Annotated in this window: 22 protein-coding genes; 9 read left to right on the top strand and 13 right to left on the bottom strand. The window is 70.9% G+C overall.

Annotated elements, in window-relative coordinates; all coding sequences use genetic code 11:
• Positions 1 to 265 precede the first annotated feature (265 nt).
• The 4 genes from ENSA5_RS24075 to ENSA5_RS24060 all read left to right on the top strand — a co-directional run bounded on the left by ENSA5_RS24075 (position 266) and on the right by ENSA5_RS24060 (position 4209).
• Entirely contained in the window at positions 266 to 805 is a 540-nt protein-coding gene (locus ENSA5_RS24075; RefSeq protein ID WP_106394038.1) for a hypothetical protein, read from the top strand.
• A 251-nt stretch (positions 806 to 1056) separates the two neighbouring features.
• Positions 1057 to 2853 (top strand): PAS domain S-box protein, encoded by a 1797-nt coding sequence (locus ENSA5_RS24070; RefSeq protein ID WP_181198080.1) that lies wholly within the window; start codon positions 1057 to 1059, stop codon positions 2851 to 2853.
• A gap of 76 nt (positions 2854 to 2929) precedes the next feature.
• Positions 2930 to 3565 carry a hypothetical protein gene (locus tag ENSA5_RS24065; RefSeq protein ID WP_146156050.1) on the top strand — a complete coding sequence of 212 codons (636 nt, stop codon included), beginning with the start codon at positions 2930 to 2932 and terminating at the stop codon, positions 3563 to 3565.
• The gene (locus ENSA5_RS24060) at positions 3562 to 4209 is read left to right on the top strand and encodes a hypothetical protein (RefSeq protein WP_106394035.1); all 648 of its coding nucleotides are present in this window, start codon (positions 3562 to 3564) and stop codon (positions 4207 to 4209) included. The genes ENSA5_RS24065 and ENSA5_RS24060 overlap by 4 nt, the downstream gene beginning before the upstream one ends.
• An 18-nt stretch (positions 4210 to 4227) precedes the next feature.
• On the opposite strand, the gene ENSA5_RS24055 is transcribed toward ENSA5_RS24060, so the two are convergent.
• Both ENSA5_RS24055 and ENSA5_RS36315 read right to left on the bottom strand, forming a co-directional pair.
• Positions 4228 to 4923, bottom strand: coding sequence for a hypothetical protein (locus ENSA5_RS24055; RefSeq protein ID WP_106394034.1), 696 nt, complete (start codon positions 4921 to 4923; stop codon positions 4228 to 4230).
• 283 nt (positions 4924 to 5206) lie between these two features.
• Positions 5207 to 5494 carry a hypothetical protein gene (locus ENSA5_RS36315; RefSeq protein ID WP_146156049.1) on the bottom strand — a complete coding sequence of 96 codons (288 nt, stop codon included), beginning with the start codon at positions 5492 to 5494 and terminating at the stop codon, positions 5207 to 5209.
• Positions 5495 to 5623: 129 nt separating this feature from the next.
• On the opposite strand from ENSA5_RS36315, the gene acsA reads away from it, so the two are divergent.
• From acsA to ENSA5_RS24040, 3 genes are all read left to right on the top strand, one after another.
• The gene (acsA, locus tag ENSA5_RS24050; protein ID WP_106394033.1) at positions 5624 to 7363 is read left to right on the top strand and encodes an acetate--CoA ligase; all 1740 of its coding nucleotides are present in this window, start codon (positions 5624 to 5626) and stop codon (positions 7361 to 7363) included.
• 63 nt (positions 7364 to 7426) lie between these two features.
• Entirely contained in the window at positions 7427 to 8284 is an 858-nt protein-coding gene (locus ENSA5_RS24045) for a zf-TFIIB domain-containing protein (RefSeq protein WP_106394032.1), read from the top strand.
• A 5-nt stretch (positions 8285 to 8289) separates the two neighbouring features.
• The gene (locus tag ENSA5_RS24040) at positions 8290 to 9033 is read left to right on the top strand and encodes a hypothetical protein (RefSeq protein WP_106394031.1); all 744 of its coding nucleotides are present in this window, start codon (positions 8290 to 8292) and stop codon (positions 9031 to 9033) included.
• Between the two features lie 47 nt (positions 9034 to 9080).
• Here ENSA5_RS24040 and ENSA5_RS24035 read toward each other — a convergent pair whose 3' ends face one another.
• From ENSA5_RS24035 to atpD, 10 genes are all read right to left on the bottom strand, one after another.
• A complete protein-coding gene (locus tag ENSA5_RS24035) occupies positions 9081 to 9443 on the bottom strand; it encodes a hypothetical protein (RefSeq protein ID WP_146156048.1) in 363 nt (120 codons plus the stop codon).
• Between the two features lie 160 nt (positions 9444 to 9603).
• Positions 9604 to 10443 carry a F0F1 ATP synthase subunit gamma gene (locus ENSA5_RS24030; protein WP_106394029.1) on the bottom strand — a complete coding sequence of 280 codons (840 nt, stop codon included), beginning with the start codon at positions 10441 to 10443 and terminating at the stop codon, positions 9604 to 9606.
• Entirely contained in the window at positions 10440 to 12026 is a 1587-nt protein-coding gene (locus tag ENSA5_RS24025; RefSeq protein WP_106394028.1) for a F0F1 ATP synthase subunit alpha, read from the bottom strand. Before ENSA5_RS24025 ends, ENSA5_RS24030 begins: the two co-directional genes overlap by 4 nt.
• A complete protein-coding gene (locus ENSA5_RS24020) occupies positions 12023 to 12781 on the bottom strand; it encodes a F0F1 ATP synthase subunit B family protein (RefSeq protein WP_106394027.1) in 759 nt (252 codons plus the stop codon). The genes ENSA5_RS24025 and ENSA5_RS24020 overlap by 4 nt, the downstream gene beginning before the upstream one ends.
• 7 nt (positions 12782 to 12788) lie before the next feature.
• Entirely contained in the window at positions 12789 to 13040 is a 252-nt protein-coding gene (locus ENSA5_RS24015) for a F0F1 ATP synthase subunit C (protein ID WP_106394026.1), read from the bottom strand.
• The gene (atpB, locus tag ENSA5_RS24010) at positions 13037 to 13735 is read right to left on the bottom strand and encodes a F0F1 ATP synthase subunit A (protein ID WP_106394025.1); all 699 of its coding nucleotides are present in this window, start codon (positions 13733 to 13735) and stop codon (positions 13037 to 13039) included. Before atpB ends, ENSA5_RS24015 begins: the two co-directional genes overlap by 4 nt.
• A 6-nt stretch (positions 13736 to 13741) precedes the next feature.
• On the bottom strand, positions 13742 to 14008 hold the full coding sequence (locus ENSA5_RS24005) for a hypothetical protein (protein ID WP_106394024.1): 267 nt from the start codon (positions 14006 to 14008) through the stop codon (positions 13742 to 13744).
• Between the two features lies 1 nt (position 14009).
• Positions 14010 to 14330 (bottom strand): AtpZ/AtpI family protein, encoded by a 321-nt coding sequence (locus ENSA5_RS24000; RefSeq protein WP_106394023.1) that lies wholly within the window; start codon positions 14328 to 14330, stop codon positions 14010 to 14012.
• Positions 14327 to 14749: an ATP synthase subunit epsilon domain-containing protein gene (locus ENSA5_RS23995; RefSeq protein WP_106394022.1), complete on the bottom strand. Its 423-nt coding sequence runs from the start codon at positions 14747 to 14749 to the stop codon at positions 14327 to 14329. Before ENSA5_RS23995 ends, ENSA5_RS24000 begins: the two co-directional genes overlap by 4 nt.
• A complete protein-coding gene (gene atpD / locus ENSA5_RS23990) occupies positions 14746 to 16167 on the bottom strand; it encodes a F0F1 ATP synthase subunit beta (RefSeq protein ID WP_181198079.1) in 1422 nt (473 codons plus the stop codon). The genes ENSA5_RS23995 and atpD overlap by 4 nt, the downstream gene beginning before the upstream one ends.
• A gap of 130 nt (positions 16168 to 16297) precedes the next feature.
• Here atpD and ENSA5_RS23985 point away from each other — a divergent pair, with 130 nt between their 5' ends.
• Both ENSA5_RS23985 and ENSA5_RS39925 read left to right on the top strand, forming a co-directional pair.
• Positions 16298 to 17764 carry a cryptochrome/DNA photolyase family protein gene (locus tag ENSA5_RS23985; protein ID WP_106394021.1) on the top strand — a complete coding sequence of 489 codons (1467 nt, stop codon included), beginning with the start codon at positions 16298 to 16300 and terminating at the stop codon, positions 17762 to 17764.
• Positions 17765 to 17805: 41 nt separating this feature from the next.
• Positions 17806 to 18801 carry an FKBP-type peptidyl-prolyl cis-trans isomerase gene (locus ENSA5_RS39925; RefSeq protein ID WP_106394020.1) on the top strand — a complete coding sequence of 332 codons (996 nt, stop codon included), beginning with the start codon at positions 17806 to 17808 and terminating at the stop codon, positions 18799 to 18801.
• A gap of 14 nt (positions 18802 to 18815) precedes the next feature.
• Here the strand turns inward: ENSA5_RS39925 and ENSA5_RS23975 are convergent, their stop codons facing one another.
• The gene (locus tag ENSA5_RS23975) at positions 18816 to 19109 is read right to left on the bottom strand and encodes a hypothetical protein (RefSeq protein ID WP_106394019.1); all 294 of its coding nucleotides are present in this window, start codon (positions 19107 to 19109) and stop codon (positions 18816 to 18818) included.
• Between the last annotated feature and the right edge of the window lie 125 nt (positions 19110 to 19234).

Genomic DNA, 19234 nt, shown 5'->3' with positions numbered 1-19234 from the left:
GTCGCCTCGCGCCGGAATCTTCGCCGAGGGCGCGAAGCCAAAACGCGCTGAAGCTCCACCTCGACGAGCGCAGCGCTTGATTCAGGGCTAGCAGCCCGGGGTGCAATGCCTCGCGCCGCCTCGCTTGGCCTTTTCGCCGAGGGCTTTGTCGCCAAAACTTGCAGTACGCCCGGTACAGCGGCGTTTTGGCTTCGCGCCCTCGGCGCAAATTCCGGCGCGAGGCGACACGATACATTGCACCCCGGGCTGCTAGGCTGCTCGCCGCGTGAACGAGGCCAAGCATCAACCCCGCGGCGTCCCCCGGCGCGTCATCCTCCTCATCGCGTTCGGGGCCCTGATCCCCTTCGTGGTCGCCGGCGTCCTGCTGTGGACGACCTTCGCCGGGAACACGGAGCCGAGCCTCCCCGTGGTTGCCGACTACCTGCGCGCGCCCGAGACCGTGCCCGAGCGGGTCGAGGCGATCAGCGATCAGGTCCGGCGCATCCAGATCAGCCCCGGCGGCATCGAGGCCTACGACGCCGAGGGTCAGCGCTACTCGATCCAAGCCGACGGCACACACCTGCGCCGCGGCGACGCCGTGCCGGTCCCCAGCCAGAGCTTCGCCGTCGCCGAGGTCGACTTCAGCGCGCTCCCCGGGATCCTCGCGGCCGCGACCGAGCGCAGCGGCGGCACGCCCAACCGCGCGACCGTCGAGTTCATCGACGGCGACCTGGCCTGGCGGATCCTCGTGTGGTCCGAGGTCGGCAGCAACGAGCTCGTCTACGACTTCGACGGCCAGCTGCGCGTCGGCGCCAACGCGCGCTGACCAATGCCACGAGGCCGGCGACGTCGAGCGAACAGCGCGACGGCCCGGCGGCTGGCCGCGACCAGCTCGCGGGCCGGCTCCACAACCGCGCGCGGGAATGGGTCGATCATCCGGCGACCGGCGTCGTCACATGCGCAGGCATCGTCGACGTTTAACTTGCGATGCCCGTGAGCTTCCCGGTCCAGGCCGCCTTTAGTGTCGGATGGATCGCGATTACCCTCTCGCCCATGGGGCTTGGCGACGATTCCAACGTGCAATTCGGCGCACTTCCCCCCAATCACGGCCTCATTGACGAGAACGCTGCGTGTGATCCCAAGCCGCTCCACGAGCGGCCAACGCTGCCCCGGCGCACCTCGCTCGATTCAGACATCGAGCTCGATGACGAACTCGACGAGATCGACCTGGGCACCCTTCCGTTGACGGTCCGCGAGCGGATCACGCTGCGCGGCCTCCACTCTTCAGGTGGGATCGGCGAGGTCTGGCGGGCCTACGACGAGGTCCTCGATCGCGAGATCGCCCTCAAGCGCCTCAAGGACGACCAGGCCGATCATGTGGGTAATCGCGCGCGTTTTTTTCGCGAAGCGCGGATCACAGGCCAGCTCGACCACCCTGGCATCGTGCCGGTCTACGACTTCAGCGCGACCGATGACGGGAGGCGCTGCTTCTACACAATGCGCTTCTTGCGGGGCCGGACTTTGTCCGCGGTCATCACCGAATTCCACGAGAACCTCGACGACGGCGACGACCTGGTCTCGGGCCCATTCCTGCAACTGCTGAACAACTTCATCAGCGTCTGCAACACCATGGCTTTCGCCCACTCGCGCGGAATCGTCCATCGCGACCTCAAGGGCGAAAACGTGATCGTCGGCAACTTCGGCGAGGTCGTCGTGCTCGACTGGGGCCTCGCGAAGCGCATTCGCACGGACGACCAGCCCAGCTCCGCGGGCGGGAGCGACCCCGCCGCGCTCGGGACCGCGCTCACCAGCGTGCCGGTCCTGGCCACGATGCAGGGCCAGCGACTCGGAACCCCCGCGTTCATGGCACCCGAGCAGGCCCAGGGCCTGGTCGATCGTATCGACGAGCGGACCGACGTCTACGGGCTGTCCGCGATCCTCTACGACATCCTGACCGGGCGGCCTCCCTTTTTGGGCGACGACGTGGCCGCGATCCTCGACGCCGTGGTCGAGACCCCGCCGACCCCGCCAACCGAGCTCATCCCCAGCGTCCCGCCCCAGCTCGAGCGCATCTGCATGTCCGGGCTCGCCAAGGCGCGGGACGCTCGCTGGCAGTCGGTCTCGGAGCTCGCGGCCGCGGTCCAGGCCTGGCTGACGACCCTCGCCGAGCGCAAGCGGACCGAGCAGGAGCGCGAGCGCTTCTTCAACCTCTCCCTCGACCTCCTCGCGATCGTGGATCAGCACGGGCACATCACCCAGTCGAACGCCGCGTGGAGCTCCTTGCTCGGCTGGGTCGAGGACGCCCGCGCCAACGCGCCGCTGCGCCAGTTCGTCAGCCCCGAGCACCGCGAGCTGTTCGACGCCGAGCTCGCCAAGATCTGGGCCGGCGAGCCCCAGGCCGGGTTCGAGATCCGCATGCGCCACAGCGAGGGTGGGCACCGCTGGATCGACCTCCGGGCCCGCTCGATCCCCAACGAGACCGGGATCTACCTCGTCGGCCGCGACGTCACCGAGCGTCGACAGTCCGAGCAGCAGTTCATCGGCCTGCTCGAATCCGCCCCCGACGCGACCTGCGTGATTGACGAGAGCGGCACGATCGTCCTGATCAACCACCAGCTCGAGCGCATGTTCGGCTACCCGCGCGAGGAGCTCGTCGGCCAAGCGATCGAGATCCTGGTCCCCGAGCCCCTGCGCAAGCGACACGTCGACCACGTCCGGCGCTTCACCCAGGCACCGAGCCCGCGCCCGATGGGCGCCGGCCTCGAGCTGACGGGGCAAAAGCAAGACGGGACGATCTTCCCGATCGAGGTCAGCCTCAGCCCGGTCAAGACCGAGACCCGCATGCTGGTGTCCTGCGCCCTGCGAGCGCGCTGAGCCGGCCAGGGCCTCCGCTCGCCCGCCGCCGCGATGACCCCTCGGGCGCGTGCACGTCTGAGCTATCCTCTCGCCGATGCGACCTGGCCCGAACGCCACCTTACCCGTGCTGCTCCTCGCCCTGGCTGCCAGCGTCGGCTGCACCGCGAGCAAGACCCGCGAAGCCGCCGCCCTCGACAAGCGCATCGCCAAGCTCGAGCAGGAGGAGACCCGCAGATCCACGAAGCTCGCCGAGCTCGAGGGTGAGATCGAGGTCGCCGAGCGCTCCTTGGACCGTGCCGTGGCCGAGGCCAGGCGCGCCGAGTGCCGGGCACAAAAGGCGATCGTCGAGGCCAAGGTGACGGAGGCCGCGGCTGCGTGCGGAGCCCAGATCGCCCAGCACGAGGCATGCCTGGCCCGCAACGACGCCCGCGTCAGCAAGGGCGCCGCCCTCGGCTGCGGCCTCGGGATCCTCAGCGCCGTCGTCAGCGGCGGCGCAACAGCGCCGCTCGCCATCGCCGGGTGCGCCGGGGGAGCGGTCGCGGGCAAGGCGACGGCGTCGAGCTGCGGTCGGGCGCCGGCCTGCTACGAACGGGTTCGAGCCGAGCGCAAGCAAGCCGTCCGCGACATCCACCAGCTCCAAGCCTGTGTCGACGGCGCCACGGGCAGCGAGCGGCCCCCGACGAAGCGACGCTCCCGCAGCCCTCGGCCCGCGCCTGGGGTGCCTCGATGAGCCCCCACGACAGAGCTTGGCTCCTGACATGCTCGCTCGCGCTCGGCGCTTGTCGGCCCGCCGCGGCCGAGATCACCGCGCACCTCGACGCCCGCCTCGCCGCGGTCGAGCAAGCCAACGCAGGCGGCGACGCGAAGCTGCGCGAGCTCGAGGTCCGGGCCGAGCACATCCAGCGAGCCACCCGCGAGCTCCTGCAGGTCTGGGATCAGGTCGAGGCGGACATGGGAGAGGCAGCCCGACATCTCGAGGCTGCGGCCCGGCGCCAGGGCGAGGCGACCGAAGCCTACCGTCAAGCTCAGCGCGACTATGAGCAGGCGGCGCGAAACTGGAAGATCGTCGCCGTCAGCTTGATGGTCGCGTCGCTCTCGAGCTCGGGCTCGAGCTCCTTGTGCGGCGGGCAGATGAACACCGCGAAGGTTCGCCGAGTGTGGCGCAAGAAGGGCTACGACCTCGACGGGATCGACGCCGACCACATCTGGCCCAAGAGCCTCGGCGGCGCCAATCACCCGTGGAACTACCAGCGAATGGCGGCGAGCCTGAACCGCTCGCTCGGCAACAAATTGGGCTGGAAGCTGCTCAACGAGCCCGTCGCGCTCCTGCGCGGGGGCGCGGTCTCGGCCGCCATCGCGCTCGCGTGCCGTTGAGCAGCCCCGAGCTCGGGGTCAATACGGAAGCGGGTCGAAGCGAAGCTCGATGTACGACTCCTCGACCATGCCCACCCAGCCGCCATCATGGAGGATGAGCTTCGGGACCCTGTCGCACTGATCAAACTCGTCGGTCCAGCACATCGACGTAATGTAGTCGTCGAAGAATGCATCGACCTCGTAGAAGTCGAGCTGAAGCGTGCTGAGTGAGTCGTAGCTGAAAGGCTCCTGGGGCCAGGCCCCCGGACAGCCAGCTTCGCTCGAGAGGTCAGTGAACACCTCATCTTGGTAGACCTCGTACTCGAGCTCCGCCGTCCCCACGCCGTCGCGGCAGATCGGCGGGACGAACACGACCACCGAGGCGTCGTAATAGTAGAGGTCTGTGTCGCCGCAGGCTCCCTCGACGCAGACCTCGTCGTCGAGGCAGTCGGCGGAGATCTCGCAGGAGAGGTCTCCATCCCCGCTGGTGTCGCCGTCGCCCATCTCGGCGCCGCCGCTCTCCTCGCCCGCCGTCTCGTCGCCGCTCTCGGCCGATCCGCCGACGCACAGGCCGAGATCGCAGGTCGAACCGTCGGTGCACAAAGTCCCGCCAATGCACTCACAACCCAGCTCGCCTGGCTGACAGTCCCCCTGGGAGCCCTCGGCACACGCGGTCAAGAATCTGGTGGTCAGCCCGAGGGCGAAGGCGAGAGCGTAGATGTGCCGCTTGTTCATCGGCGGATGGTCGATCGACTCCTGGCGAAGTGCAAGCTCCGAAGACCAGCGCCTCGGAGGTCGTGCTCGACTCTGGGGGCGCGCTCGCGGACCCTGGCCCAAGCAGATCGGCACCCGCCGCGACCGGCTGCGGGCCCGGCTCGAGCAGCTGGGCTCGTGCTCGCCCGACGGAGCGGGCCCGCGCGTCGGCCCGTCGCCCGGCGAGCCGGTGACCGCCGCCTCGGTCGACACACCTACTTCCGAGCCGGTGGTGACCTCAGGGGTGGTCACCACCGGCTCGATGTTAGTGCAAACAGAAGCTCGCGCAGGTCGCGCCCGCGAAAATCTCGTCAGTCTGCGAAGCTGCTCGCAGCGTCTTCGACCTGCGCGCCGCGGCCACGCTCAACGCCGGCGCGCCGCCAGGCTCGCGGGACGACGGCGGCGGAATTTCAGGCGGCGCGGGCTGAGGCGCGGGCTCCGGCGGCGGCGGCTGGACCTCCGGCAGCGGTGGTTCGGGCAGCTCCGGCGGCGGCTCCGGCAGCTCTGGAGACGGCGACGGCGGCGGGATCTCGGGCTTCGGTGTGACGGCCACGGGTGCATGATCCAACTGCGTGCGGTCGAGAGCGTCAATTCACGGCTCGCGAAACTTTTGACGAGGGGGGTGCCAGCCGACGCAAGCGTTTTGGTTGGCCCCCGCGCGCCGTGATTCTAGCGTCGCAAGATGCCCAACATGCCCGACTACGAGCAGGCCCGCGCGAGTTTTTCGTGGTCGGATGCTCGCGGATGGCTCGACGGGCAGCCCGGCGGCGGCCTCAACATCACCCACGAGGCGGTGACTCGACACGCCCGCGGGCCGCTCTCCGACACGATCGCTCTGCGCTGGCTCGGCAAGCACGGCCACCAGCGAAGGTTCAGCTACGCGGCGCTCGAGCGCGAGTGCAGCCGCTTCGCCAACGTGCTCACCAAGCTCGGCGTGACCCCAATGGAGGCCGTGTTCGGGCTGTGCGGTCGGATCCCCGAGCTCTACATCGCGGCGCTCGGGAGCCTCGCCCACCGGGCGGTGTTCTGCCCGCTCTTCGCTGCGTTTGGGCCCGAGCCGATCCACGCGCGGATGAACCAGGGCCGGGCCAAGGTCCTGGTCACGACCAGGCGGCTCTACACCTCCAAGATCGCGCAGCTGCGTGAGCGGCTGCCGAGGCTCGAGCACGTGCTGATCACCGACGGCGACCCGCCGCCGGGTTGCCTCGATCTCCGCGCGCTGATGGCCGAGGCGAGCGAGACCTACACGATCGCGCCGACCCACCCCGAGCACCCGGCGCTGCTCCACTTCACCAGCGGCACGACCGGTCAGCCCCGGGGCGCCCTGCATGTCCACGAGGCCGTCGTCACCCATCACGTGACCGGACGCCTGGCCCTCGACCTCCGCCCCGGCGACGTGTTTTGGTGCACCGCCGATCCCGGCTGGGTGACCGGGACCTCGTACGGGATCATCGCCCCGCTGACCAACGGCGTGACGGTGTTCGTCGACGAGGGCGAGCTCGACCCGACGCGCTGGTACAAGCTGCTCGAGCACGAGGCCGTGACGGTCTGGTACACCGTGCCGACGGCGATCCGGACCTTGATGCGGGCCGGGATCGAGCTCGCCCTCGATCGCGACCTGTCGCAGCTGCGCTTCATCGCCAGCGTCGGCGAGCCGCTCAACCCCGAGGCCATGCGCTGGGGCCTCGAGGCCTTCGCCCAGCCGATCCACGACAACTGGTGGCAGACCGAGACCGGCGGGATCATGATCGCCAACTACGCGTCGATGACCGTCAAGCCCGGGTCCATGGGCAAGCCGCTGCCGGGGATCGTCGCGGCGATCGTCGAGCGTCGCGACGACGGCTCCGTCCGCGTCATCGACAAACCCAACGTCGACGGCGAGCTCGCGCTGCGGGCCGGGTGGCCGTCGATGTTTCGGACCTACGTCGGTCGCGAGCAACGCTACAACGAGTGCTTCGCCGACGGCTGGTACCTGACCGGCGACCTCGCCCAGCGCGACCGGGACGGCTACTACTGGTTCGTCGGGCGGATCGACGACATGATCAACTCGGCCGGCCACCTCATCGGCCCCTTCGAGGTCGAGAGCGGGCTGTTGGAGCACGACGACGTGGCCGAGGTCGCCGCGATCGGCAAGCCGGACTCGGTCGCGGGTGAGGTCGTCAAGGCCTTCGTGGTCCTGCAGCCGGAGGTCGAGCCCAGCCCCAGGCTCCGGCGCGCGCTCCTGGCCTTCGCGCGCAAGCGCCTCGGGATGGCCGTGGCCCCGCGCGAGATCGAATTTCGCGCCAGCGTGCCCAAGACCCGCAGCGGCAAGATCATGCGCCGCCTCCTGCGGGCGCAGGAGCTCGGTCTGCCCGAGGGCGACACCTCGACGCTGGAGTCGGAGAGCCTCCAGCCCCCGATGTGGATGAGCCGCGGCCCCTGACCCCGGTCGAGACCTGCCCGCAGCTCGGGTGCTCGCCGCCCGCGCGACTGCTATCTTGGGGCCGTGCGCCTCATCGTCGCCTGCTCCCAGTGCAACCGCCAATTCGACGCCTCGGGCTACGAGGTCGGCAGCCGCTTTCGCTGCTATTGCGGCGAGGTCGTCACCGTCAGTCAACCTGCGGCCCACGAGGCCGCGGTGGTCCGGTGCTCGGGCTGCGGCGCGCCGCGGTCTGACGGCCCGAACTGCTCGCACTGCGGGTCGAGCTTCGCCGCCTACGAGCGCGACCTGACCAGCATCTGCCCGCGCTGCGTCACCCGGGTCAGCGACAAGGCGCGCTTTTGCCACAGCTGCGCCCAGCCCCTCGCCGCCGAAGGGGCCGCGGGCGAGCTCGATGACCGGATCTGCCCGGCCTGCGGCGGCGACCAGCGCATGCACAGCCGCCGCCTCGGCGCGGACCTCTCGCTGCTCGAGTGCAGCGGCTGCGCGGGCCTGTGGCTCAGCTCCGAGACCTTCCAGCACGTGATCCGACGGGCCGAAGAGATGGTCGCGGATGTCGAGCCCAACGCCGACAGCGAGCGCCCCGCCGCGGCCATGGACCAACCCGTGCGCTACCGACCCTGCCCCGAGTGCAAGGCGCTGATGAACCGCAGCCAGTACGGCAAGTTCAGCCGCGTCATCATCGACACCTGCAAGCAGCACGGCGTGTGGCTCGACGAGGGCGAGCTCAGCAACATCCTCGAGTGGGTCCGCGGCGGCGGCCTCGATCAGTCGCGCAAGGCCGTGCACGAGGCCCGAGTTCAGGAGCTGCGAACCCAGCAGCTCGGGGTCTCGCTCGCGCGCAACAACGAGTGGCGCGAGTCGGGCTCATCCGGCGCCGGACGTGGGCGCCGCGGCTCGCTGCTCTTGAACTTGTTGTTTTGACGGTCATGCGTGACGCCGTGGGCGAGGCCGGATCCCAGCTCGAGCTCGAAGACGGCGCCCGCGTCCGGCGAGCCGGCGCCACGGACCTCCGCGCGGTCCTCGAGGTCAGGCGCGGGCTCCCGATCACAGCCGCGAGCGAGGCTCGCAGCTCAGGCTTCTTGCTTGGCAGCGAAGACAGCCGCTACGCCCAGCTGCTCGCGCGCGCGCGCGTGTGGCTGCTCGAGCTCGGCGACGAGGCGATCGGCTTCACGCTCACCCTGCCCGATCCGATCTTGCGCGCGTCGCCGCTGTGGGCTCAGCGCCCGACGATCGCGTGGCGGCCTGGCTTCGACCCCGACGCCGAGCTCCGGGGCCGGATCGCCTACTTCGATCAGCTCGCGGTCTTGCCCGCCAGGCGCCGACGCTCGTGGACCGCGGCCCTGGCCCTGCGCGCCCTCGCCGAGCTCGTCGTCGACGAAGGCCACGATCGGGTGCTCACGACCACGGTGCTCGAGCCGGTCACCAACCGCGCCGCCTTGCCCTACCTCGCCCACCTCGGCGCCCACAAGATCGGCCAGCTCGACGAGCACTACCCCGGCGTCGGTCCGGTCGTCTCTGCGCTCCACATGATCGAGGCCCGGGGCTATCACGCCTACGTCGAGGGCTTGACCGAGATCGAGGGGCCCAATTTTAGCGAGATCGTCTCGGCCCTGGCCACGGCCGCGCGCGCGAGGGACCCCCGCGTCCTCGACCCACCTGTGACTGAATAGGCGCCCCTCGGCTGGGCCACGGCGCGAGGCTCGTCGAGAGCCACCGATCAGGGCGGACGGGGGCCGCGTCGGTTCGGGCAGGGCTTGGTCCGAAGCGACCGCCACTCGATCGACTGGACCTTCGCGGGCACGACGACCAACAAGGTGCCCTGCCAGCTCATCAGCTCTTGTCCACCGCACTGGCGGATCCCTCGGGTGACCACGTGGAGCCGTCGCCCGCTCACGCTCATGCGGTCCACGCTCGACCGCCCCCGCCGTACGATCACCGCGACCGCCTCCGTGTCCCAGTCGACCTCGGGCAGCTCATCGAGGGTACAGGCGGGGACCGACTCCTCATCCCAGGCTTCACCCTTTGCGAGGGCGATCTGTGCTTCGAGCTCCGCTTGGGAGCGCAGGATTGGAGCGCTCACGTGGGTGGTCGGACAGGCCACCTGAGCCTGGACCGAGCTGCACCCCGCCAGGGAGCACAGCCCAAGCGACGCCGCACCGAGCCATCGCCAAATCTTCACTCGGACAAGATAACACCCCTTGGCCTTCGAAGAGATGCCGCCGCTCGGATGCCGGTCGTGTTCACCCTTGACGACTCGTGCCCGATCCCTGTCGCGCCTCGAGCATCTCCTGGGTGATCAGCTCCTGGCGGAGCCTGCGAAGCCGCCGCTCTTGCTCGCCGATGCGGCGCTGGGCGGACTCGTGGGCCCGGCTCATGGTTCGCCAGCGAGCCTCGTTCTCGCTGGTGATCGCCCGGCACAGGGCCGCGACCAGCCGCGCGTTGCGGGCGAGGAGCTGGGCCTGGCCCGCGAACGAGGCCGGGACCGAGAGCTCGCGGCGGGGCCGGTCGAGCCAGCTCCGATCGCTCGGCTCGAGCTCGAGGTCCGGCCGCGCGCTGGTCCGCAGCTCGACGCGCGGGTGGGCGTCCTCGTCGACCGCGGTGGCCAGCACGATGCTCAGCTCGACGGCGAGCGCGTCCGGCAACAGGTTGATCAGATCCTCGATCTCGGCGCCGAGCCGACGCGCCGCGGGCAGCGAGCTCGGGGCCTCGCGGTGGATCGGGCGTGCGCCCGCGAGCGGCTCGAGCAGCGCGAGGCGCGAGCCGACGACGACCGACAGGACCGTGGGCGCGCGGTCGAGGCCCGCCCGCTCGCAGCACGCCGCGAGCTCGCGGTTGAGCGACCCGCACAGGCCCAGCTCCGTGCCGAGCACGAGCACGACCCGCGGGCGCGGTCCCGGGCTCGGCGGCAGGCGATGGGCGGCCGCGACGGCCTCGCACCAGCTCAGGTGCGCGTCGGCCCGGGCGCTGCGCTCGGCCCACTGCATGGCCTGGACCGCGGCGAGGGTCTGGGTCGCGCGGGCGATGTCCCGGAAGCTCCGCCACGCCCGCAGCGGCGACTCGAGCGCCCGAAGCTTGGTCACGCGCCTGGCTCCTCGCCCGCGCGGTCCACAGTCGCGTCGATCCCGAAGCGCTCGACGAGCGCGGCCGCGACCACGGCGGCGCGGCGCCGCAGCGGATCGATGAGCTCCCGACCCACGCGACCACCGTCGATCGCCGCCCGGTCGAAGGCCGGATCATCGAGCAGCCTCGCAACCCCCTCGTCGACCGCGTCCGCGACCCCTTCCTGGCTCAGCTTGATGAAGGCCGGATCGTCGACGAGGAGCATCCGCGCGACGGTCTGGGCCCAGGTCCGGGGCTGACCGTAGGCCTGATGCAGCGCCGCGCGGGCCCGCCGGCCCCAGTCGATCACGGCCTGGGCACTGGGCTCGAGCCGCCCCCCGAAGCGCGCGAAGGACTCGAGCTCGAGAAATTGCGCGTAGCGGTTCTTGAACGAGCCCGCGAGGGTTCGGACGAGCTCGGGCTGAGCCTTGCCGCCGACGCGCGAGACCGAGAGCCCGAGATCGACCGCCGGGTTGAGGCCCGCCGCCACCAGCCCGGCGTCGAGGCGGATCTGCCCGTCGGTGATCGAGACCAGGTTGGTCGGGATGTAGGCGGTCAGATCCCCGGCTTGGGTCTCGACGATCGGCAGCGCCGTGAGCGAGCCGCCGCCCAGCTCCGCGCCGAACTGCGCGGCGCGCTCGAGCAGGCGCGCGTGGGCATAGAACACATCGACCGGGTAGGCCTCGCGCCCGACCGGACGGCCGAGCAGCAGCGCGAGCGAGCGGTGGGCGTGCGCGTGACTGCTCAGATCGTCGTAGACGATGACCACGTCGCGGCCGCCCTCGACCAGGGACTCCGCCATCGCACAGGCCGCGTAGGGCGTCAGGTGGACCAGCCCGAGCGGATCGTCGGCGTCGCTGACGACACAAAAGCCGCGCTCGAGCACGCCCGCCTCGCGCAGCTGAGCGACGACCCCGGCGATCTCCGAGCCCCGGCGGCCGATCGCGACGTAGACCCCGACGATCTCGGGCTCGAGCGCGGCGAGGATGTCGACGCACAGCTCGGTCTTGCCCGTCGAGCGATCGCCGATCACCAATTGGCGTTGGCCGCGGCCGATCGGGATCATCGTGTCGATCGCAAACACCCCGGTCCGCAGCGGGCGCGAGACCAGCTCACGGTCGGCGAGCGGGACCTGATCCCGCTCGACCCGGATCCGTCGGCGGCCAGCGAGGGGGCCGCGGCCGTCGAGGGGGTGACCGAGGGGATTGACCACCCGCCCGAGCAGGCCCGAACCGGCCGGGGTGTCGAGGATTCGCCCCGCCCGGCGGACCGGATCGCCGGCCTCGACGCTCCCGCGCCCGAGCAGGACCAGGCGAACCTCCGACGCCGACACGCTCTCGGCCCGACCCGCGACGCCGCCGACGTCGACCAACTCGCCGAACACCGGGCGCTCGAGCTCGTGCGCGATCGCAACCCCATCGCCGACGGCGACGACCCGCCCGAGGCGCTCGATCCGGGTCCGCGGCTCGAGCCCGGCGAGGCCCTCGCGGGTCTGCTCGAGCGCGCGCTCGAGCTGCGCGCGCATGGCCCCTTCGAGCTCGGTCTCGCCACCTGGGTCGCTCATCGGGCGCCCGTCTGCGCCTGGATCGCGGGCCCCTCGCCGTCGCCCTCATCGCCGATCAGATCGCGGTACCACGCGTCGAGGCTCGCGCCCACGCTCGACTCGACCTCGCGGCCGTCGGCGTGGAGGCGCACGCCACTGACGAGCTCGGGGTCGGGCTCGAAGCGGAGCTCGACCTCCGCGCCGAGCTCGTCACGGATGAAGGCCTCGAGCTCGTCGGGCTCGACGTCGAGGCTGTGCTCAACCCGGATCTGTCCGGCCGCAGCTTCGCCGTCGACGGCGTCCTCGAGCGCGTGCACGGCCCGACGGGCGAACGCAAAGCTGAGCTCGGCGGTCCCGATCTCGCCCACGACCCGGCGCGCGATCTGGGCGCCGAGGCCCAGGACCTCGGCCCGGAAGCGCGCGAGGGTCCGCTGGCGCGCGCGACCGAGCTCGGCCTCGGCCTTGGCGCGATCGCTCCGGGCGGCCGCCCGCGCCTCTTCGATGATCGCCTCGCCCTCGGCCCGGGCCTCGGACAGGGCCGCGCTCTGGCGCCGCTCGGCGAGCGCGTCGATCTCGGCCAATTGGGTCTCGAAGCGCGCGCGGACCTCGGCGGCTTCGGCCTCACGCGCGGCGGTCTCGGCCTCGCGCTGGGCGAGATCGGCCTTGCGCTCGTCGAGGATCCTGCGGACCGGACGAAACACGAAGCGGAGCATGATCAGCACGAGCAAGCCGAAGTTGACCATCTCGAAGATGACGGTTGTCCAGTCGACGCCCATACACGGCTCAGATCAAGGGATTGGCGAATAGCAGGACCAGCGCGACGACCAGGCAGTAGATCGCGGTCGACTCGACCATCGCCATACCCACGAACAAGGTCCGGGTCGTCGACGAGGCCGCCTCGGGCTGGCGCGCGATCGCGTCGAGGGCCGCGACCACGGCCCGGCCCTCGGCCAGCGCCGGCGCGATGCTCCCGATCGTCACGGTGATCCCGGCCATGATGATCGACGCGAGGGACAACAGGGTCTGTTCGTTCATGTCTTCTCCTGAACCTGGGCCGGCTCGGCCGGCTGATCGCGCGCGAGGTCGACCTGGATCGCCGCCGCGATGAAGACCGCGGCGAGGATCCCGAAGATGTAGGCCTGGATCATCCCGGTCAGCAGCCCGAGCATGACCAGCGGGATCGGGACCAGCAGCCCCGCGACCACCAGCAAGACCGCGCCGACCATGTGTCCGCTCATCACGTTGCCGAACAGGCGCACGGCCAGCGCCAGGGTCCGGGTCAGCTCACCGATGATGTTGAAGGGCAGCAAGAGCGGGTGCGGGCGCAGATAGGTCCGGAGGTAGCCGCCGACGCCGTGTCGCCAGATCCCGTAGCCCGGGACCGCGATCATCACGACCAAGGCCAGCGCCACCGTCGTCGACAGGTCCGCGGTCGGCGGCCGAACCCAGGGCACGGCGGTGAGCAAGTTGCACAGCCCGATCCAGACGATCAAGGTCCCGATCAGCGGCACGTAGGGCCTGGGGTCCTCGCCCATGATCCGCTCGACGGTGTCGCTGAGCCAGACGACGAAGATCTCGAGCACGACCTGCCAGCGGCTCGGCTCGTGGACCACGAGCCGCCGCGCGCTCAACCACGCGACGACCAGGATCAGCGCGACCAGGCCGAGCGACACGGGGATCGTGTCGGGGATCTCGAGCCCGAACAGGCGCAGCGTGAAGACCGGGTTCATGGCGGATCAATCTCGAGCGCGAGTCAGGCGAGCGCGCGCCAGGACTTGACCGATCGCGAAGGCCAGCACGCCGCCGGTCAGCGCCGCGGGGCTCGAGAGCGCGAGCGCAAACAGCCCGGCCGCCGGCGCCACGACGCGGACCGGGAAGGCGAGGAGCGCGTCGGCGCGGCGAGCGTCCACGACCCGCGCCGCCGCCCGGTAGACCGCCCAGGCGTGGACGCCCGCGAGCGCCGCGCCGACGAGGGCACCGATCACGAGCTCGAGCGGGTCCATCTCAGTCGTCCAGCTCCTGCGCGTGGCGCCACAACCCGAAGCCGGCGAGCGCGACGCCGACGACCAGCAGCGCGAGGGTGAAGGTCAGCCCCGTCCCGAGGTGGCGATCGACGATGCTGCCGAGCAGCGCGCCGCCGACGATCGGCAGCGCGATCAGCCAGCCCAAGGTCCCGACCCGCGAGACCTGAACCCACAGGTTGCGGCCGCGGCGGGTCATCGCGTTGCGCTCGAGGGCCTCGAGCTCGACGATCGCCGCGGCCATCTCGCGGGTGTGCGGGTCACCCGGTGGGTCTGAACCCCGCTCGTGCTCGCTCGGGTTCACGGCCTCGACACCCTCCGTTCGAGGCGACCGAGCGCCCGGCGGGTCGCAACTTCATGACGGCGCGTGAAGGCCCTGGCCTCGTGCTCGAGCCGTGTGCGCTCGGCGTCGCGGGCCTCGACGAGCTCGCGCAGATCCACGAGCGAGTCGGCCAGCGCGGCCCAGCGCGTCAGGATCCGCAGCTCGGCGCGGTCGACGAGGACGACGCCGTCTTCGGTCGCCAACCACCGCACGCGGGCCTCGGCCCGCCCGACGCCCGCCTCGACGCAGCGCGCCGCCCCCCGCCGCAAGCGGGCCCGAGCCGGCTCGTGACCGGGCAACACCCCGCGCCAGCCGTCCTCGGCGATGAAGCGCAGCGCGACGAGGGACTCGAGCTCGAGCTCGCGCTCCGGCGTCGACACGACCAGGCGCATCGTCCTCACCCCGCCCTCCCCTGCTCGTCTGCTCGCCCACCCTCGCGACCTCGACGCAAGAGCGCGTCGAGGCTCCCGCCCATGTAGAGCGCGGCCTCGGCGAGGTCGTCACACTCGCCCGCGAGGATCGCCTCGACCCCGGCGAGGGTCTGCTCGAGCTCGACGTAGACCCCAGGCTTGCCCGTGTAGGCCTCGGTCACGGCGAAGGGCTGGGTCAAGAAGCGCCGCAGCCGACGGGCCCGGAGCACCGCCTCGCGGTCGCGGGGCGTGAGCTCGTCCATGCCCATCAGCGCGATGATGTCGCGGAGCTCCTCGTACTTGGCGAGCACGCGGCGGGCCTCGGCGGCGATCCGGGCGTGGCGCTCGCCAACGATCGCCGAGGTCAGCAGGCTCGAGCTGCTCTCGAGCGGGTCGACCGCGGGGTAGAGGCCCTCGGCCGCGGCCTCGCGCGAGAGGACCAAGAAGGCGTCGAGGTGGGTGAAGAGCTCGGCGACCGCCGGATCCGTGATGTCGTCGGCGGGCACGTAGACGGCCTGGATCGACGTGATCGCGGCGTCGACCGACGAGCTGATCCGCTCTTGCAGCGCCGCGACCTCGGCCGCGAGCGTCGGCTGGTACCCGACCCGCGACGGCGGCCGCCCGAGCATGCCGCTGACCTCGTTGCCGGCCTGGACGAAGCGAAACACGTTGTCCATGAACACGAGCACGTCTCGACGGGCCTCGTCGCGGAACCACTCGGCCATCGTCAGCGCCGCGGCGGCGGTCCGAAACCGGACCCCGGGGGTCTCGCCCATCTGGCCGAGGACCACCGTCGAGCTGTCCAGGACCCCCGACTCGGCCATCTCGAGCCACAGCTCGCGAGCCTCGCGCGAGCGCTCACCGATCCCCGCGAACAGGGTCGCGCCGTGGTGACGGTGAACCGTGTTGTGCATCAGCTCCATCATCAGGACCGTCTTGCCGACCCCGGCCCCGCCGAACAGGCCCGTGCTCGCGCCGCGGGGCACGGGCGCGAGCAAGTCGACGATCTTGAGCCCGGTCTCGAACACCGCGTGGGCCGGGACCCGCTCGGTCAGGCTCGGCGCGCGGCGGTGGATCGGCCAGCGCGGCTCGGCCAGCGCCGCCCCGCCGTCGAGGGGGCGCCCGAACACGTCGAGGATCCGCCCGCGCAATTGCTCGCCGACGGGGACCTCGAGCGGGCCCCCGGTCGCGATCGTCCGCTCACCGACCTCGAGCCCGCGGGTGTCGGCCAGGGCGATCGCCCGGACGCTGTCCGCGGCCACGTGCGACACGACCTCGAACGCGACCCGCTGCCCGCGAGTGTTGCGAGCGTGAATCAGCTCCCCGATCTTGGGCAAGGTCTCGGGGCGATCGACGAGGAAGCGGGCCTCGACGACCGGCCCGTTGATCGAATGGAGCGCCCCCCACACACGCTTGATGGTGGCGGAACTCGGCCGCGGCGCCCGTCGCAAAACCACCGAGTTGGGCCCGCGCGCGCAGCAAAGCGTGCGGAGGCCCCTTCGCCGGGCGCGACGACGAAAACCCGCTACACACCCGCCGATGCCCGTGCCCCCCGATCGCGTCCGCTGCCTGGTGCCCAGCCCGCCCCGCCCCGCGGGCAAATTCGTCGTCTACTGGATGGTCGCCGCGCGTCGACTCGCGCACAATTTCGCCCTCGATCGGGCGCTCGAGCTCGCCCGGGAGCTCGAGCGCCCGCTGCTGATCTTCGAGGCCCTGCGGGTCGACTACCCCTGGGCCAGCGACCGCTTTCACGCCTTCGTGCTCGACGGCATGCACGCGCACGCGCAGCAGCTCGCGGACACCCCCGTGAGCTATTTTCCCCATGTCGAGACGCGCCCCGGTCGCAGCTCGGGCCTGCTCGAGGCCCTCGCCGCCAAGTCCTGCGCGGTCGTCACCGATGACTACCCCGTCGGCTTCCTGCCCCGGGCGCTGGCCGCGGCCGCGGGTCGCCTCGAGGTCCGGCTCGAGGCCGTCGACTCGAACACGATCTACCCCATGCGGGCCACGGATCGGATCTTCACGACCGCCGCGTCCTTTCGTCGTCACCTGCAAAAGACGCTGCCCGATCACCTCTTTTGCCGACCGACGCCCACGCCCGACTTTTCCGGGCTGCCCGCGCTGAGTCGAATCCCCGCCGCGATCACCCGGCGCTGGCCGCCCGCGTCCACGCTCCTCGATCCCGATCGGCGCGAGCTCGCCACGCTCCCGATCTGCCACACGATCGCCCCCGTCGCCGTCGGCGGCGCAGGGCCCGGCCGCCAGCGCCTCGCGACCTTTCTCGACCAGCGCCTGGCCGACTACGCGGACAAGCGCAACCACCCCGATCGAGACGAAACCAGCGGGCTCTCGCCCTATCTGCACTTCGGCCACATCGGCGCCCACGAGATCTTCGAGGCCGTCGAGACCCACGAGGACTGGGACGCCTCGAAGATCATCGGAGCCAAGGCCACGGGCAGCCGCGCGGGGTGGTGGAACATGAGCCCGCCGGCCGAGGCCTTCCTCGATCAGCTGATCACCTGGCGCGAGCTCGGCTTCAACCGCTGCGCCCACGACCCAAGCTACGCCGAGTACGAGACGCTGCCCGACTGGGCCAGGCGCACCCTCGCCGACCACCGCCACGACCCGCGCCCGCACCTGTACAGCGCGGCCGAGCTCGACGCGGCCGCGACCCACGACGAGATCTGGAACGCGGCCCAGACCCAGCTCGTGCGCGAAGGCCGAATTCACAACTACATGCGGATGCTGTGGGGCAAGAAGATCCTCGAGTGGTCGGCCTCGGCTCCGGCCGCGCTCGAGACCATGATCGAGCTCAACGACAAGTACGCCCTCGACGGCCGCGACCCGAATTCCTATAGCGGGATTATGTGGTGCTTCGGCCGCTACGATCGGGCCTGGGGGCCCGAGCGGCCGATCTTCGGCAAGGTCCGCTACATGAGCTCCGACAGCACGCGCCGCAAGCTCCGCCTGCGCGGCTACCTCGACCGCTACGCCAAGCTCGCCGCCTGACCCGATGACAGGGCCGAGCTTTGTCTATATACCTGCGCGCCATGACCACCGTGTCCCGCGCCCTGATCTCGCCGTGCCTGCTCGTCGCGCTCGTCGCGTGTGTCGCTCCGCCAAGCGCGAGCGACACGGCCAAGGCCGAAGCGGGCGCGCAGGCGACACCAGCGGGGCAAGCGGCGCCTGCCCAGAACCCCGCCCAGACCCCGGTTAAAAACCCGATCCCGCCAGACCCCGGCTACGACGGCGAGCCGGTGTCCACGGCCACGCTCCCGGGCGGCATCCTCGTCGAGGATTTCGTGATCGGCGAGGGCGAGGAGGCCAAGGTCGGGTCCGAGGTCAGCGTCCACTACTACGGCACGCTCGCCGACGGCACGATGTTCGACACCTCGCGCAAGCGCAAGCACCCCTTCACCTTCACGCTCGGCCAGGGCCGCGTGATCAAGGGCTGGGACCAGGGCGTGCCGGGCATGAAGGTCGGCGGCAAGCGCAAGCTGACGATCCCCCCCGAGCTCGCCTACGGCAAGCGCAAGAAGGGCAAGATCCCCGCCAACTCCCAGCTGACCTTCACGATCGAGCTGGTCTCGGCCGTCCCGCCCCTGCCCGATCCCAAGGGCGACGAGGTCTTCGCCGGTGAGCCGCTGCGGCGCTTCGAGCTCGAGGGCGGCGTCATCGTAGAGGAGTACGCCGAGGGCGAGGGCCGGGCCGCCGCCGACAAGGACCGGGTCACGGTTCACTACACTGGCAAGCTCGACGACGACACCGTGTTCGACTCGTCGGTCACGCGCAAGAAGCCGATCGCCTTCGTGCTCGGGACCGGGCGGGTGATCAAGGGCTGGGAGCTCGGCATCGCCGGGATGAAGGTCGGCGGGCTGCGGCGCCTGATCATCCCACCCGAGCTCGCCTACGGCGAGCGGGCCACGGGGAAGATCCCCGCCAACTCGAGGCTGACCTTCACCGTCGAGCTGATGGCGGTCAAGGACGCGCCGGCCCGGCCGACCCACCCGACGCGGCCCAACCCCACGAGCCCGCGGTCGCACTGACTCGAGGACTGCGCTCAGCCTTCGGTCGGCTTGACCCCCGCCCGGCCGTCGACCTTGCCGTCGAGGCCGTCGACCTCGCGGATCAGCATCGCGAGCGTGTCGCGGTTCATCAGCTCCTGGTTCTCGAGGTAGACGAACATCGCCTCGATCACCAGCTCGGCGCGATCGAGCCGAGCCTCGGTCAGATCGAGGCGTCGGCGGAGGTGGCTGATGTTGTCCGCGTCGACCTCGGCGTCGAGACGCAGCGTCTCGATGTCGTTGCGCTGGCGGTACGCGCTGTCGAACAGGTGAATGAAGAGATCGCTCATGACCCGGCCAGCATACTCTGCGCTCAGGCTCAGCCCAGGTCCGCCCGGCCCCAGCCTGGCGCTGGCCGGGTCATGAGCGATCTCTTCATTCACCTGTTCGACAGCGCGTACCGCCAGCGCAACGA

Source organism: Enhygromyxa salina, assembly GCF_002994615.1.
In the GTDB taxonomy this organism is placed as follows: Bacteria; Myxococcota_A; Polyangia; order Nannocystales; family Nannocystaceae; genus Plesiocystis; species Plesiocystis salina_A.
This window is presented reverse-complemented; position numbering and strand designations above follow the sequence as displayed.